Genomic DNA, 15,777 nt, shown 5'->3' on the forward strand with positions numbered 1-15,777 from the left:
CAGGTGGCGAGACGGTGGCAGAAACGGGTAACGCTACTTCCCGATGCAAAAGCTGGAAAAGATCTCGCCCAACAAATCATCGCTGGTGAACTTCCCGGTGATGCTCGACAGGCTGTCATGCGCCAGCCGCAGTTCCTCGGCGAACAGGTCCAGCACGCGGTCGTCCTGTTCAGCGTGTTCCACGGCCAGCGCCAGGTGATCGGCGGCATCCTGCAGCGCGTGCAGGTGCCGTTCGCGCGCCAGCCAGGGCGACTCGGCGCCGGGATTCCAGCCGGCGATGCGTAGCAGCTCGGCGCGCAGCGCGTCCAGGCCCGCGCCGCGCTTGGCCGAGATGCCGAGTTCGCCGGGGCCGGCCGCAAAGGCTGTGGATAACAGGTCCACCTTGTTGAAAACCTTCAGCACTGGCGTGCGCGGCGGCAGGCGCGCGGTGATCTGCGCGTCCAGTTCGTCGCCGGGCTGGGTGGCGTCCTGCAGGTGCAGGATGACGTCGGCGCGCTCGATTTCCTGCCAGCTGCGGGCGATGCCGATGCTTTCCACGGTGTCCTCGGTTTCGCGCAGGCCGGCGGTGTCGACGATGTGCAGCGGCACGCCGTCGATATGGATCTGTTGCACCACTTTGTCGCGCGTGGTGCCGGCGATCGGTGTGACGATGGCAACGTCGTCGCCGGCCAGGGCATTGAGCAGGCTGGATTTGCCGACGTTGGGCTGGCCGGCCAGCACCACATGCAGGCCTTCGCGCAGGATCACACCCTGGCGCGCCTGGGCGATGAGATGACCGAGGTCGCCGGCCAGCTTTTCCAGCGTGGGGCGCGCCTGGTATTTCTCGAGGAAGTCGATTTCCTCTTCGGGAAAATCGAGCGTGGCCTCGACCAGCATGCGCAGGTGGATGATGCGGTCGGACAGGTCGTTGACGCGCGCCGAGAAGTCGCCCGACAGCGACGCCATGGCGCCGCGCGCGGCGGCCACCGACGAGGCTTCGATCAAATCGGCGACGGCCTCGGCCTGCGCCAGATCCATGCGGTCATTGAGGAACGCGCGGCGGGTGAATTCACCCGGCTCGGCCAGCCGCAGGCCCAGGTCGCGGCCCGCCGCCAGGCAGCTGTCGAGCACGCGGCGCAGGACCGCGGGTCCGCCGTGGCCCTGCAGTTCCAGCACGTCTTCGCCGGTGTAGGAATGCGGCCCCTTGAAGTACAGCGCGATGCCTTCGTCGAGCAGTTCGCCATCGACCGCCTTGAACGGCAGATAGTGCGCGTGACGCGGCGTGAGTTCGCGCTGGAACAGGCGACGCACCAATTCGGACAGGTCCGCACCAGAAACGCGCACGACACCGATGCCACCTCTTCCGGGGGCGGTTGCAATGGCGGCAATAGGGGCATGGACGGACATATCGGGGACAACGCGAGGCAAGGACAATAGGGGAATATAACTGTTGCGCGGGGCCTTGTTTGCTGGTTAAGGTGCGCCAGAGGTTTAAAACCCGAAACAACCCTGGGAGATCATGATGGCATCTCGGTTTTCGCGTGTGTTGGCCTGTGGTTCGGTAGCGGTTCTGCTGGCCTTCGGCACCCTCAATTCGGCGCTGGCGCGCGACCTGGTGATCGGGCTGAAGACCGAGCCATCATCGATGGATCCGCAGTACCACGCGTTGACGCCGAACACCCAGATCTCCCAGACCATTTTCGACACGCTGGTGGCCACCGACGCGCAGCTCAAGCCGGTGCCGGCGCTGGCCGAGTCCTGGACCGTCGATGGCAAGGTGTGGACCTTCAAGCTGCGGCCCGGCGTGAAGTTCTCCGATGGGTCGCCGTTCACCGCCGAGGACGTGGTCTTCACCTATGACCGCGTGCCCAAGGTGCCGAACAGCCCGTCGCCGTTCACGCTGTACCTGGGCTCGGTGGCCAAGGCCGAAGCGGTGGATCCGATGACCCTGCGCATCACCACCAAGGAAGTGGCGCCGAACCTGCTGGTGAACCTGGCGCAGTTGCCCATCATGTCGAAGAAGGCCGCCTCCGGCCCCGCGGCCGAAGGCAAGACCACCACGGAATTGAACAGCGGCGACGGCCTCATCGGTACCGGCCCGTACAAGTTCGTGTCGTGGAAGCGCGGCGCCGAATTCGTGCTGGCGCGCAATGAAAACTACTGGGGCAAGAAGCCCGTGTGGGACAAGGTGATCTATCGCCCGATCAGCAATGCCGCGGCGCGCGTGGCGGCCCTGCTGGCCGGCGACGTCGACATGATCGAGGATCCCCCGACCGATGACCTGCCCAAGCTCAAGGGCGACAAGAAGTTGTATGTCGAAGAGACGCCGTCGGTACGCGTGGTGTACGTGGCGCTGGACCAGTACGCCGAGCCCTCGCCCGGCATCCAGGGCACCGACAAAAATCCGTTGAAAGACAAGCGCGTGCGCGAAGCGCTGTCGCTGGCGCTCAACCGCGATGCGCTGGTCGAGCGCGTGATGGGGGGCGTGGCGCTGCCCGCCGGCAATCTTCTGCCCTACCCCATGTTCGGTTCCAGCAAGGAACATTCCAAGGCGCCCAAGGCCGATGTCGAAAAGGCCAAGGCGCTGTTGAAGGAAGCCGGCTATCCCAACGGTTTCTCGATCACGCTGGGCTCGCCGTCGGGCCGCTACGTCAACGATTCCAAGGTGGCGCAGGCGATCGCGTCGATGTGGACCCGCGTGGGCGTCAAGACCAGCGTCGACGCCATGGCGCCGCCGGTGTTCTTCAAGAATCGCGACAGCTATGCGTTCTCGGCCTACCTGGCTGGCTGGTCGGTGACCAGCGGCGAGATGTCGAACGCGCTGACCTCGCTCCTGGTGACGCGCAATCCCGAGGCGGGCCTGGGCACCACCAACCGTAGCCGCTATTCCAATCCCAAGATGGACGAGCTGGTGAAGGAAGCCTCGTCCACCATGGATGACGCCAAGCGCGCCGAGCTGCTGTCCAAGGCCAGCAACATCGCCATGGATGACTACGCCATGCTGCCGGTGCACTTCGAGTTGTCGGTGTGGGCGATGAAGAACGACATCCGCTACCAGGGCCGTCCCGACCAGGTCACGCTGGCGCAGTTCGCTACGCTGAAGAAGTGACGCACGTCGCGGGCGGTATCCTGTGCTAGCGACAATCGTACGAAGGCTGCTGCAAACCATCGTCGTCATGATGGTCATGTCGGCGCTGGTCTTCGCCGGCATCTACATGGTCGGCGATCCGGTGTCGATGCTGGCCAGTCCGGAGGCCACCGAGGCGCAGCGCGCCGCCATCCGCGCCTCGCTGGGCCTGGACCTGCCGCTGTGGCGGCAGTACCTGATCTTCATGGGCCAGGCGGTGCGCGGTGATTTCGGCAACAGCTTCCTGACCGGCGAACCAGCCATGCGCCTGATCCTGGAGCGCATGCCGGCCACCGTCGAGCTGGCCTGTGTGGCCATGCTGCTGTCGGTGCTGATCGGCGTGCCGCTGGGCATCATCGCGGGCCTCAAGCCCAAGGCGGCCGGCTCGCGCGCCATCATGACGGGATCGGTGCTGGGGTTCTCGCTGCCCAATTTCTGGGTGGGCCTGATGCTCATCATGGTGTTCGCGGTGATGCTGGGCTGGGTGCCGGCCGGCGGCCGCGGCCAGACCGTCAGCATCGGTTCGCTGCAGTTGAGCGTGCTGACGCTGGACGGCTGGCTGAGCCTGGCCTTGCCGGCCGCCACCATCGCCTTCGCCAAGTGCGCCATGATCATCCGCGTGACCCGCGCCGCCACGCGCGAGGCGCTGCCGATGGACTACATCAAGTTCGCGCGCGCCAAGGGCCTGTCGGAAAAGCGCGTGCTGGGCGTGCACCTGCTCAAGAACATCCTGATCCCCGTGGTGACAGTGGCGGGCCTGGAGTTCGGCCAGGTGATGGCCTTCGCGGTGGTGACCGAGACGGTGTTCTCGTGGCCCGGCATGGGCAAGCTGCTGATCGATTCCATCATCAACCTGGACCGGCCGGTGGTGGTGGCGTACCTGCTGCTGATCGTGTTCTTCCTTGTGATGCTGAACCTCGTGGTGGACATCATCTATACGGTGCTGGATCCCCGCGTACGCCTGGATAGCCGCCGATGACCGCCCCCGTGACTGCTGCCGTACCCGCCGCCGCCAGGGAACAGACGCCGTGGCGCCGCTTCCTGGGCGATTTCTTCGCCAGCAAGCTGGCCACGCTGGGCCTGGTGATGCTGGTGCTGATCGTCGGCGCCGCCTTGCTGGCGCCGTGGATCGCGCCGCAGAATCCGTATGACCTGGCATCGCTGGACATCATGGATTCCAAGCTCAAGCCCGGCAGCGAAAGCGGCGACGGCAGCATGCATTACTGGCTGGGCACCGATGGCCAGGCGCGTGACTTGCTGTCGGCGATCCTGTACGGCATGCGCACCAGCCTGCTGGTGGCCACCGTGTCGGTACTGGCGGCGTTCGGCATCGGCGCCACCGTGGGCCTGATCGCGGCGTACTTCGGCGGGCGCATCGACGCGCTGCTGATGCGCATTGTGGATATCCAGTTGTCGTTCCCGGCGATCCTGGTGGCGCTGATGCTGCTGGCGATCCTGGGCAAGGGTGTGGATAAGGTGATCATCGCGCTGATCGTGGTGCAGTGGGCCTATTTCGCCCGCGCCGCGCGCGGCGCCGCATTGGTCGAGCGCGGCAAGGAATACGTCGAGGCGGCGCGCTGCATGTCGCTGTCGTGGGGGCGGGTATTGTTCCGCCACGTGCTGCCCAACTGCATGCCGCCGCTGATCGTAATCGCCACCATCGACCTGGCTCACGCCATCGCGCTGGAAGCCACGCTGTCGTTCCTGGGCGTGGGCGTGCCGGTGACCGAGCCGTCGCTGGGCATGCTGATCTACAACGGCTTCGAGTACCTGCTGTCGGGCCAGTACTGGATCTCGTTCTTCCCCGGCATCGCGCTGGCGCTGGCCATCATCGCCATCAACCTGGTGGGCGACCACCTGCGCGATGTGCTCAACCCGCGCCACGCGAACTGAGGGCGGACGCGATGCAGATACAAGCTGTGGAAAAGTCGCCGGTGCTCGATGTGCGCGGACTGAAGACGCATTTCTTCACCCGCAACGGCGTGGTCAAGGCGGTCGATGGCGTCGACCTGACGGTGGCCGAGGGCGAGATCCTGGGGCTGGTGGGCGAATCGGGTTCGGGCAAGAGCATCACCGGTTTCTCGCTGATGGGCCTGCTGGATGAACCGGGCCGCATCGTCGAGGGCGAGCTGCGCCTGAACGGCGAAGACCTGCGCGGCGCGTCGCCCGCGCGCTGGCGGCAGTTGCGCGGCCAGGAGATCGCCATGATCTTCCAGGACCCGATGATGACGCTGAACCCGGTGCTGCGCGTCGATACGCAGATGATCGAAGCGGTACAGGCGCACCAAAAGGTGTCGCGCGAACAGGCGCGTGAACGCGCCCTGCAGACGCTGACGATGGTCGGCATCCCGTCGCCGCAGGAACGCCTGCGCACCTATCCGCACCAGTTGTCCGGCGGCATGCGGCAACGCGTGGCGATCGCGATCGCGCTGCTGAATTCGCCGCGCGTCATCATCGCCGATGAACCCACCACGGCGCTGGACGTGACCATCCAGGGGCAGATCCTGTTCGAAGTGCAGAAGCTGTGCCGAGAGACCGGCACCGGCCTGGTGTGGATCACGCACGACCTGGCGGTGGTGGCGGGGCTGGCCGACCGCGTGTCGGTGATGTACGCCGGCCGCGTGGTCGAGACCGGCAGCACGCGCGACGTCATCAGCCATCCGATGCATCCCTACACGCACGGCCTGATCGCCTCGATTCCCACGCCGGAATCGCGCGGCCGGCCGCTGGTGCCGATTCCCGGCATGACGCCGTCGCTGCTCAACTTGCCGCAGGGCTGTGCGTTTCGCGGGCGCTGCCCGCGCGCCAGCGAGGCCTGTCTGACCGAACCGCAGCCCGTGGAGGTGCGCCCGGCGCAATGGGTGCGCTGCTGGCATGCCGGCGCGCCGGAGGTCCAATGAGCGCCGCCGATCGCAACGCCGCCCCCATCCTGTCGCTGCGCGGCGTGGAGCTGCGCTTCACGCAACGCGTGGACCTGGCCGGCCGCATCGCCAACCTGCTGGGCGCGGGTTTGAAGACGCAGGTGGTGCACGCCGTGGCCGGCGTGGACCTGGACGTGCAGCCGGGCGAGGTCATCGGCATCGTCGGCGAATCCGGCTGCGGCAAATCGACGCTGGGTCGCATCGTCTCGGGCATCCTGCCGCCCTCTTCCGGTGAGGTGCACTACCAGGGCCAGGCGGTGAAGGCCATGGCGGGCCCGCAGCGGCGCGCCTACGAGCTGGGCGTGCAGATGATCTTCCAGGACCCTTACGCCTCGCTCAACCCGCGCATGCGGGTACGCGAGATCATCGGCGAGGCGCCGGTGGCGCATGGCCTTATCCGCGCGCGCGACAAGGCCGAGTACGTCGCCGGCCTGATGCGCCAGGTGGGGCTGGACCCGGCCTTCGCGCAGCGTTATCCACACCAGTTCTCGGGCGGCCAGCGCCAGCGCATCGGCATCGCGCGCGCGCTGGCGCTGAAACCCTCGGTGATCGTGTGCGACGAGGCCGTGGCGGCGCTGGACGTGTCGATCCAGGCGCAGGTGCTGAACCTGTTCGAGCAACTGCGCGACGAGCTGGACCTGACGTACCTGTTCATCAGCCACAACCTGAGCGTGGTGAGCCATATCTCGGATCGCGTCGCCATCATGTACCTGGGCCGCGTGGTCGAACTGGCGCCGACCGATACCGTGTTCCAGCGCGCCAACCATCCGTACACCCAGGCGCTGCTCAAGGAACTGCCGACGCTCACGCCTGGGCGCCGCAGCTACCAGCCGATCAAGGGCGAGCTGCCGTCGCCGCTGGATCCGCCCGGGGGCTGCGCTTTCCATCCGCGCTGTCCGCACGCCATGCCGCGCTGCAAGACCGAACGGCCGTTGCTGCGCGAGGTGGCGCCGATGCAGTTCAGCGCCTGCCACCTGAACGACGCGCGCTAGCGCTAATCCGTAACAACGCTGGACGCGGCCGGCGACGGGCGCGAGAATTTTCCGATACGCTGTCATACGACATCCGTTCTCTCGTTTGCGTCCTGCCCTTTCCTCCCTATTCCCTTCCGCCTATCCACCGCCATGAAAACCCTAGCCGAAATCGAACGCGCCCACGGTGCGCTGACCGAACTGCGCCGTGACATCCACGCCCATCCCGAGCTGGCCTTCCAGGAAACGCGCACCTCCAACCTGGTGGCCGAGCGCCTGCGCCAATGGGGGCTGGAAGTCCACACGGGGTTGGGGAAAACCGGCGTGGTCGGCGTCCTGCGCGGCGGCAGCGGCGGCAAGACCATCGGCCTGCGCGCCGACATGGACGCGCTGCCCATGCCCGAGCACAACCGCTTCGCGCACAAGTCCACCATCAGCGGCCGCATGCACGGCTGCGGCCACGACGGCCACACCACGATGCTGCTGGGCGCGGCGCAATACCTGTCCACGCATCGCGATTTCGACGGCACCGTGGTGTTCATCTTCCAGCCGGCCGAGGAAGGCGGCAACGCCGGCGCGCGCGCCATGATGCAGGATGGACTGTTCGAGAAATTCCCCTGTGACGCGGTGTTCGGCATCCACAACATGCCCGGCATGCCGGTCAACCAGTTCGGCTTTCGCGCCGGTCCCACCATGGCGTCGAGCAACCGCTGGGACATCGTCATCAAGGGCGTGGGCGGCCACGCCGCGCAGCCGCATGCGTCGGTCGACCCGATCATCGTCGCGGCCGACATGGTGCATGCGCTGCAGACGGTGATCTCGCGCAGCAAGAATCCGCTGGAGCAAGCGGTGCTGTCGATCACGCAAATCCATGCCGGCGACGCCTACAACGTGATTCCCGGCGAAGCGGTGCTGCGCGGCACGGTGCGCACCTATTCGGTCGAGGTGCTCGACAAGATCGAGGAAGACATGCGCCGCATCGCCACCACGCTGCCGCAAGTGTATGGCGGCACCGGCACGCTGGACTTCGTGCGCGCCTATCCGCCGCTGGTGAACTGGGACAAGGAAACCGCGTTTGCCGCGCAGGTGGCCGAGGACACCTTCGGCGCCGAGAACGTGGTGCGCGACATGCCGCCCTTCATGGGCGCCGAGGACTTTTCCTTCTTCCTGGAAGCCCTGCCCGGCACCTACCTGTTCCTGGGCAACGGCGATGGCGACCATCGCATGGAGAGCTATCACGGCATGGGGCCCTGCCAGCTGCACAATCCGAACTACGACTTCAATGACGCGCTGCTGCCGGTCGGCGCGACGTATTGGGTCAAGCTGGTCGAGGCCTACCTGTCCAAGCACAAGTAGCGCGCCACGGCGCTTCAGGCATTGCGGTTATTTGCTTATGCGCCATGCCGCCACAAACCGCCCGCTTGCCCCGGGCGGTTTTTCTATATGACGCCAGGCTTTGTTCAAACGCCGATAACTTCGTTTGAGATACAAGGCGCGCTTTCCATAATCGATCATTCCTGATCCATCCGCGGATGGATCTCAGCGCCGGCGGCAACGCCGCCACGCCAACCGGAGTGACCGATGTCCCAGAGCAACGCCGTGCGGCGCGAAGAGGCCGCCCCCGTCCCGCCGCGCCCGGCCGCGCAGGCGTTCGAGCTGCGGCCGCTGCCGGGCCCGGTGGGCGCCGAACTGATCGGCCTGGACCTGGGACAAGAACTGTCGCCCGCCGACTTCAAGCGCGTGCACCAGGCGCATCTGGACCACCACCTGCTGGTGTTCCGCGACCAGCGCATCACGCCGCAGCAGCACATCGACTTCAGCCGCCGCTTCGGGCCGCTGATGATCCACGTGCTGCACCAGTTCCACCTGGCCAATCATCCCGAGATCCTGATCGTCTCCAACATCGTCGAGAACGGCAAGCCGGTCGGCCTGGGCGATGCGGGCAAGTACTGGCATTCGGACATCTCGTACAAGGAACTGCCCAGCCTGGGCTCGCTGCTGCATGCGCAGGAATTGCCGGCGCAAGGCGGCGACACGCTGTTCGCCAACATGCACCTGGCCTATGACACCTTGCCCGCCGCGCTGCGCAACGCCGTCCAAGGCAGGCGCGCGGTGCATTCGTACCTGGCCAAGTACGGCCAGCTGCAGAAGGAAGGCAACTGGCGGCCCAACCTGAGCGCGCAGCAGGTGGCGCAGGTGCAGGCGGTGTCGCATCCGGTGGTGCGCACCCATCCCGAGAATGGCCGCCGCGCCCTGTTCGTGAGCGAAGGCTTCACCACCCACATCGAAGGCCTGCCGGAAGACGAGAGCCGGCAACTGCTGGACGAACTGTTCGCGCACAGCGTGCGGCCCGAACACATCTACCGCCACCGCTGGCAGCCGCACGACCTGGTGTTCTGGGACAACCGCTCGCTCATCCACCTGGCGGGCGGCACGCCCGACCACCTGCGCCGCAAGCTGTACCGCACCACGATCGAGGGCGACGTGCCGTTCTAGGCCGATGCGCGACTTATCCACAAGGACCACCATGAATCTGTCACCTGACCTGCGCGAACGACTGGTTCGCACCGCCACCGCGGCCGGCGTGGCATTGGCGTTGGCCCTGGTGGCCCTGGCCTCGCCCACGCCCGCGCTGGCGGCTGACGGCGCCCATGCCGCGCCGTCGCAGCCCGCGGCTGTCGCGCCGTCCGACATCGCGCCCCGCCGCGACTGATCGGCGCGCGCGCCGACCTGTGGATATCCCAGCATCCCTAAAATAGTCCGGTACGCGGCAACCACGCCCCCGGCATCCGCCGGATGCGCGCGGGGCATCCACCGGACTCGACATGCTGGCAACCTCTTCGATTGAACTCATCGGCAACACCCCCCTGATCGCGCTGAGCCGCGCGCACGATGGCCCTGGCCGCATCGTGGCCAAGGCCGAATTCCTGCAGCCGGGCGGCAGCGTCAAGGACCGCGCCGCCAAGGCCATCCTGCTGGCCGCCCGCGCCGATGGCCGGCTCCGGCCCGGCATGCCGGTGATCGAGATGACCAGCGGCAACATGGGGGCGGGCCTGGCCGTGGCCTGCGCCGCGCTGGGGCATCCGCTGGTCGTCACCATGTCGGCCGGCAACAGCCCCGCCCGTGCCCGCATGCTGGAAGGACTGGGCGCCGAGGTGGTGCTGGTGCCGCAGGTCGATGGCGCCGCGGGGCAGGTCACTGGCGCCGACGTCGAGGCGGCGGCCCGTGTCGCCGCCGAGTTGGCGCGGGAGCGCGGCGGCTTCTACGTCGACCAGTTCAACGCGGTTGAATGCATCACCGCGCACGAGACCGGCACCGGCCGCGAAATCCTCGAACAATTCGGCGCCCCCGTGGATGGCTGGGCCGCGGCCGTCGGCACCGGCTGCACCTTCATGGGCGTGGCGCGCGCGCTCAAGGCGGCCAGCGCCGCCACCGTTTGCGCGGCGGTCGAGCCGCTGGGCTGCGAAGTGCTGGCCGGCGCGCCGGTGACCAAGGCGCGCCACCTGATCCAGGGCACCAGCTATGGCGCGGTGCCGCCGCACTGGGATCCGTCCCTGATGGACCTGAGCATTGCGGTCGCCGATGACGAGGCGCAGGAATGGCGGCGCCTGCTGGCCGTGCGCGAGGGGCTGTACGTGGGTTATTCCGCTGCCGCCAACGTGTGCGCGGCGGCCAAGCTGTTGCGTTCGGGACGGCTGCGCCCGGATGCGGCGGTGGCCACGGTGCTGTGCGATACCGGCCTGAAATACTAGGAAAGCGGGTTTTCCACAGCATTCACGGGGAAAGCTATCCCCAGCGCCTGTGGAATTCCTGTGGATTGCCTGTGAATTGGCTGTGGACGAATGGGGATAACTTTTCGCCGCCCAGTTGTGGAGAAGTCGCTTGCGGCGGCTTTCGGAGCAAAACGCAGGCGAAAACCGCGGGCGCGGCCACCAAGAATGGGCGCGGAAGCGGGCGGAAAACGCACGGCAGGCAAGAAAACGGGCGGCCCGCGGGCCGCCCGATGCGTGTTGCGCGGCGCGTTGGCCGCGCCGGGGCGCCGCCCTTACAGCTTCAGGCCCAGTGCCTTGGCCACGCCCGCCGCGTAGGCCGGATCGGCCTTGCGGAAGTGTTCCAGCTGACGGCGCTGGATTTCCTCGGGCACGCCGGCCATGTGGCGGCCGATGTTGCCGAACAGCAATTCCTGCTGCGCCGGCGTCATCAGGCGGAACAAGGCGCCCGGCTGCGAGTAGTAGTCATCGTCGACGCGGTGGTTCCAGCGGGCGGCGGCCTGGCCGTCCAGCGGCAGCGGCGGCTCGCCGGCCGACGGGGTTTCCTTCCACTCGCCGGCGCTGTTGGGCTCGTAGTTGAGCGTGCCGCCGGCATTGCCATCCACGCGCGCCGCGCCGTCGCGGTGATAGCTGTGGAACGGGCAGCGCGGCGCGTTCACCGGGATCTGGTGGTGGTTGATGCCCAGGCGGTAGCGGTGCGTGTCGCCGTACGAGAACAGGCGGCCCTGCAGCATCTTGTCCGGCGAGAAGTCGATGCCGGGCACCACGTTGGCGGGCGTGAAGGCGGCCTGCTCGACCTCGGCGAAGTAGTTCTCCGGGTTCTTGTTCAGTTCCAGCACGCCCACTTCGATCAGCGGGTAATCGCCGTGCGGCCACACCTTGGTCAGATCGAACGGATTGATGTGATAGGTCTCGGCTTCGGCCGCGGGCATGATCTGCACCTTCAGCGTCCACTTCGGGAAGTTGCCCTGCTCGATGTTGTCGAACAGGTCGCGCTGCGAGCTCTCGCGATCGTGGGCCACGACCTGCGCGGCTTCCTCGTCGGTCAGACAGGCGATGCCCTGCTGCGACTTGAAGTGGAATTTCACGTAGAAGCGTTCCCCTTCGGCATTGACGAAGCTGAAGGTGTGCGAGCCGAATCCATGCTGCTGGCGCAGGTTGGCCGGAATGCCGCGGTCGCTCATCAGGATGGTGACCTGGTGCAGCGATTCGGGGCTGAGCGACCAGAAATCCCAGGCCGCCGTGGCGCTGCGCAGGTTGGTCTTGGGGTCGCGCTTCTGGGTGTGGATGAAGTCGGGGAACTTGAGCGGGTCGCGGATGAAGAACACCGGGGTGTTGTTGCCCACCAGGTCCCAGTTGCCTTCGTCGGTGTAGAACTTGATGGCGAAGCCGCGCACGTCGCGCTCGGCGTCGGCCGCGCCGCGCTCGCCGGCCACGGTCGAGAAGCGCAGGAACAGCGGCGTCTGCTTGCCGACCTTGGAGAAGATGCTGGCGCGGGTGTACTTGGTGATGTCGTGGGTGACGGTGAAGGTGCCATAGGCGCCCGAGCCCTTGGCGTGCACCACGCGTTCGGGGATGCGTTCACGGTCGAAATGGGCAAGCTTTTCTATCAGCCAGAAGTCCTGCAACAACGCCGGGCCGCGCGGGCCGGCGGTCAGGGTGTTGTTGTTGTCGGCCACCGGGGCGCCAGAGGCGGTGGTCAGATGCTTCTTGTCGGTCATGGCACACACTCCCTACGTAATTCCTGGAATGCGCGGCGACGGGGCCGCGCAACGTGATCGGATACCGTCCCGGAACATTGCCGGCCGGGGGATATCTCCGACACATCATAGGGGTCATTGTTTGCAGTGTGAAGTTGATTGATCCATCAAATTTGATTGAAAATAACTATCACTGGCGTGACCTGACGCGCATCGCCGCCAAACCCGCGTGCAACCTGGACGAAAAAAAACCGGCCCCTGGGGGCCGGCTTTTCATGGCGCGAGCGGGAATCAGCGATTCGCCGCGGCTTCCGTCTTGCGCTGCATGGCGCGGGTGATCGACCACTGCTGCGCGATCGACAGCGTGTTGTTGACGCACCAGTAGAGCACCAGGCCGGCCGGGAAGAAGAACATCATCCCGCCGAACACCAGCGGCATGATCATCATGACCTTGGCCTGGACGGGGTCCGGGGGCGTCGGGTTCAGCTTGATCTGCAGGAACATGGTGGCCATCATGATGGCGGGCAGGATGAAGTACGGGTCGCGGATCGACAGGTCGTGCACCCACAGGATCCACGGCGCGCCGCGCATTTCCACGCTGGCCAGCAGCACCCAGTACAGCGAGATGAACACCGGGATCTGCACCACCATCGGCAGGCAGCCGCCCAGCGGGTTGATCTTCTCGGTGCGGTACATCTCCATCATGGCCGCATTGAGCTTCTGCTTGTCGTCGCCGTACTTTTCCTTCAGGGCCTGCAGGCGCGGGGCGACCTGCTTCATGCGGGCCATGGAGCGGTAGCTGGCGGCGGCCAGGGGGTAGAACAGCGCTTTGATCAGCACGGTCAGGGCGACGATGGTCCAGCCCCAGTTGCCCAGGATGGAATGCAGCCAGGTCATCAGCGTGAACAGCGGCTTGGCGATGATGGTCAGCCAGCCGTAGTCGACCACCAGTTCCAGGCCGGGGGCGAGCGCCGCCATGGCCTTCTGGTCCTGCGGGCCGACCCACAGGTGCGAATCGACGCGGGCGGCGGCGCCCGGGGCGATCTCGCCGACGGCTTCGATGGTGCGGGCGGCGTACAGGTTCTTCTGCACTTCCAGCACTTCGTTGTTGCGCGGCTTGCCTTGCGGCGGCACCCAGGCGGTGGCGAAGTAGTGCTGCACCACGGCGATCCAGCCGTTGTCCGCCTGCTTGATGTAGTTGGCCTTCTTCTTCTCGATGTCGGCGAAGGTCATCTTCTGGAACTTGTCCTGTTCCGAGTAGACGGCCATGCCGGTGAAGGTGTGATAGAAGCTGGAGGTGTCGGCCGGGTCGTTGCCGTCGCGCTCGAGCTGCAGGTACAGCGCCGGCGTCACGGGGGCGGCGCCGACGTTGGCCAGGTCGTGGCGCACGTCGATGTCATAGCGGCCGCGGTGCAGCGTGAAGGTCTTGGTGACCTTGACGCCACCCGATTCGGCTTCGAACGCCACCGCCAGGCTGTCGCCCGTCATCTGGCGGTCGGTCGAGACCACGCGGAACGGCGTCTGGTGGGTGGGGAAGTTCTGGCCATTGGCGGCGCCGACGACGCCGGTCTGGGCCACGTAGTTCAGGCCCGCGGTGCGGTCGAGCAGCACGGTGGGCTTGTCGGCCTGGCCGGTGGCCGGGTACTTCAGCAGCTCGGCGCGCACCAGTTGGGCGCCCAGCGTGTCGAAGGTCAGGCGCAGCACGTCGGTGGTGATGACGACTTCTTCCGAGCGCGTCGGCACCGGCGCGGCGGCGCCCGGCACGGCCGAGGGCGCGGCGGCGGTCGCCGGCGGCGCATTGGGCACCGAGGGCGTCGCGTTGTTCGCGGCGGCCGGCGTGCCGTTGGCGTTCGTGCTGGCCGTGGGCGTGGGCGCCCCGAACAACGACGGTTTGCCGTTATGGATCTGCCAGTTGTTCCACAGGAGCAACAGCGAGAAGGAGAAAATCATCCAGAGGACGGTTCGTCGGATATCCATGGTGCCTACTGAAGTGAATACGGGCCAGCAAAGCCCGCCAGTTTAGCGTCAATCATGCTCGGTGCGGTGGCCATGGGAACAGCAGGCACCGCCATTGGTTCCCTTGCCCGGGGGAACCGGGTCCCAGCCGCCGGGCGACCAGGGGTGGCAGCGGCCGATGCGTCGCAGCATCAGCCAGAAGCCGCGCCAGGGCCCGTGGCGTTCGATCGCCTCGATCGCGTACGCCGAGCAGGTCGGAGTGAAGCGGCATTGCCGGCCGATCCAGGGGCTCAGGAAAAACCTGTAGAACCGGATCGGGGCAATGAGTATTGCGGCCCCCACGGAACGCCCGCGCTGCGCGCGGCCTGCCTGCCGGGGGGATGGCCCGTTCATCGCGCGATCCGCTCGAAGTGAGCGTCCGCTTCGGCCCGGGCCGCCTGTTTCAGCGCGGTGAGCGTGGCGGGCGTCACCTTGCTGTGCAGCCGGACGACGTAGTCTTTCGCCGGCAATCCGAGCCGCCGGTGGCGGAACGCTTCGCGGATGACCCGCTTGAGGGCGTTGCGCGTGGTGGCGTGGGCGGCGAAGCGCTTGGCGATCACCAGGCCCAGCCGGGCACAGGGAGCCTGGCCGGGAGGCAGTTCGTTGGAAGCGGCGCTCACAACGAAAAACGCCCCTCGGGCCAGACGCCGGCCTTTGAGGGCGGCGGCGAACTCGGAGGGGCGATGCAGCCGCGCCTCCGGCGGAAGCGTGGCGCGCGGCATGGACTGCGGGTCAGCGGGTCGGGTGTCTGCGCAGAAAGCGAGACTTAGACGGCCAGACGCTTGCGGCCCTTGGCGCGGCGAGCGTTCAGGATGGCGCGGCCAGCGCGGGTCTTCATGCGCACGCGGAAACCATGGGTGCGCTTGCGGCGGGTAACGGAAGGTTGGTAGGTGCGTTTCATGGACGATCCACAAAAAGAACAAAAGTCAGAAGGGACCTGCCCGGAGGGTTCCTGGTCGCAAATCCGGTAGCGGGTATCTAGTAAGCGTTTCGCTGTGAATCGCATGTGATATGCGGATTCACCGGCAAAGACAGGCTTGTAGACGGGGCTCTGGTCCGGGTAATCCCCGGGCGACCTATTCAGCAAGGCACAGTGCCGGGGACGGGGTAAGTGTAACCATTACCCTATTACCCGTGCGAATCTGGGCCTTCTGCGAAACCTTCTGACAGACAGAATTCGGAAAAGCCCACCATTTCAGCAAGTTTTCCCTGTCTTGTCAAACAGTTAAGGGGGCGGATTGTGCACGTCCATGCCCTACCCTGTGGATAACCCGTGCCCAGGCAAGGTAGAATCGAGGTTTGAATAAGAGCGAC

The 15,777-nt window shown here is 66.5% G+C and carries 15 protein-coding genes; 9 read left to right on the forward strand and 6 right to left on the reverse strand.

The genetic code is table 11. The features are described 5' to 3' along the window. Positions 1-33 precede the first annotated feature (33 nt). Positions 34-1,386 (reverse strand): tRNA uridine-5-carboxymethylaminomethyl(34) synthesis GTPase MnmE, encoded by a 1,353-nt coding sequence (gene mnmE, locus AT699_RS30685; protein ID WP_058207548.1) that lies wholly within the window; start codon positions 1,384-1,386, stop codon positions 34-36. Positions 1,387-1,501: 115 nt separating this feature from the next. Between mnmE and AT699_RS30690 the strand changes: the two genes are divergently transcribed. From AT699_RS30690 to AT699_RS30730, 9 genes are all read left to right on the forward strand, one after another. Continuing rightward, on the forward strand, positions 1,502-3,088 hold the full coding sequence (locus tag AT699_RS30690; protein ID WP_054442472.1) for an ABC transporter substrate-binding protein: 1,587 nt from the start codon (positions 1,502-1,504) through the stop codon (positions 3,086-3,088). Positions 3,089-3,110: 22 nt separating this feature from the next. Then, on the forward strand, positions 3,111-4,085 hold the full coding sequence (locus AT699_RS30695) for an ABC transporter permease (protein WP_024070808.1): 975 nt from the start codon (positions 3,111-3,113) through the stop codon (positions 4,083-4,085). Further along, the gene (locus AT699_RS30700; protein ID WP_024070809.1) at positions 4,082-4,999 is read left to right on the forward strand and encodes an ABC transporter permease; all 918 of its coding nucleotides are present in this window, start codon (positions 4,082-4,084) and stop codon (positions 4,997-4,999) included. Before AT699_RS30695 ends, AT699_RS30700 begins: the two co-directional genes overlap by 4 nt. Before the next feature lie 11 nt (positions 5,000-5,010). Then, positions 5,011-6,006 carry an ABC transporter ATP-binding protein gene (locus tag AT699_RS30705; RefSeq protein WP_024070810.1) on the forward strand — a complete coding sequence of 332 codons (996 nt, stop codon included), beginning with the start codon at positions 5,011-5,013 and terminating at the stop codon, positions 6,004-6,006. Further along, positions 6,003-7,019 carry an ABC transporter ATP-binding protein gene (locus tag AT699_RS30710; RefSeq protein WP_024070811.1) on the forward strand — a complete coding sequence of 339 codons (1,017 nt, stop codon included), beginning with the start codon at positions 6,003-6,005 and terminating at the stop codon, positions 7,017-7,019. The genes AT699_RS30705 and AT699_RS30710 overlap by 4 nt, the downstream gene beginning before the upstream one ends. Before the next feature lie 132 nt (positions 7,020-7,151). Further along, positions 7,152-8,354 (forward strand): M20 aminoacylase family protein, encoded by a 1,203-nt coding sequence (locus tag AT699_RS30715; RefSeq protein ID WP_024070812.1) that lies wholly within the window; start codon positions 7,152-7,154, stop codon positions 8,352-8,354. A 225-nt stretch (positions 8,355-8,579) separates the two neighbouring features. Next, positions 8,580-9,494 (forward strand): TauD/TfdA dioxygenase family protein, encoded by a 915-nt coding sequence (locus AT699_RS30720; protein ID WP_006389543.1) that lies wholly within the window; start codon positions 8,580-8,582, stop codon positions 9,492-9,494. A gap of 31 nt (positions 9,495-9,525) precedes the next feature. After that, a complete protein-coding gene (locus tag AT699_RS30725; RefSeq protein WP_024070813.1) occupies positions 9,526-9,711 on the forward strand; it encodes a hypothetical protein in 186 nt (61 codons plus the stop codon). A 112-nt stretch (positions 9,712-9,823) separates the two neighbouring features. Next, positions 9,824-10,750 carry a PLP-dependent cysteine synthase family protein gene (locus AT699_RS30730; protein ID WP_024070814.1) on the forward strand — a complete coding sequence of 309 codons (927 nt, stop codon included), beginning with the start codon at positions 9,824-9,826 and terminating at the stop codon, positions 10,748-10,750. A gap of 293 nt (positions 10,751-11,043) precedes the next feature. Here AT699_RS30730 and AT699_RS30735 read toward each other — a convergent pair whose 3' ends face one another. The 5 genes from AT699_RS30735 to rpmH form a co-directional block, all read right to left on the reverse strand. After that, positions 11,044-12,489 (reverse strand): catalase, encoded by a 1,446-nt coding sequence (locus tag AT699_RS30735; protein WP_020925775.1) that lies wholly within the window; start codon positions 12,487-12,489, stop codon positions 11,044-11,046. A 270-nt stretch (positions 12,490-12,759) separates the two neighbouring features. Continuing rightward, a complete protein-coding gene (gene yidC / locus AT699_RS30740; protein WP_006389539.1) occupies positions 12,760-14,445 on the reverse strand; it encodes a membrane protein insertase YidC in 1,686 nt (561 codons plus the stop codon). Between the two features lie 48 nt (positions 14,446-14,493). Continuing rightward, the gene (gene yidD, locus AT699_RS31375) at positions 14,494-14,817 is read right to left on the reverse strand and encodes a membrane protein insertion efficiency factor YidD (protein ID WP_006389538.1); all 324 of its coding nucleotides are present in this window, start codon (positions 14,815-14,817) and stop codon (positions 14,494-14,496) included. Next, a complete protein-coding gene (locus AT699_RS30750; protein WP_058207549.1) occupies positions 14,814-15,185 on the reverse strand; it encodes a ribonuclease P protein component in 372 nt (123 codons plus the stop codon). The genes yidD and AT699_RS30750 overlap by 4 nt, the downstream gene beginning before the upstream one ends. Positions 15,186-15,229: 44 nt before the next feature. Further along, positions 15,230-15,364 (reverse strand): 50S ribosomal protein L34, encoded by a 135-nt coding sequence (gene rpmH / locus AT699_RS30755; protein ID WP_003816025.1) that lies wholly within the window; start codon positions 15,362-15,364, stop codon positions 15,230-15,232. Positions 15,365-15,777 lie beyond the last annotated feature (413 nt).

The sequence above is a fragment of the Achromobacter xylosoxidans genome, from assembly GCF_001457475.1.
In the GTDB taxonomy this organism is placed as follows: domain Bacteria; phylum Pseudomonadota; class Gammaproteobacteria; order Burkholderiales; family Burkholderiaceae_B; genus Achromobacter; species Achromobacter xylosoxidans.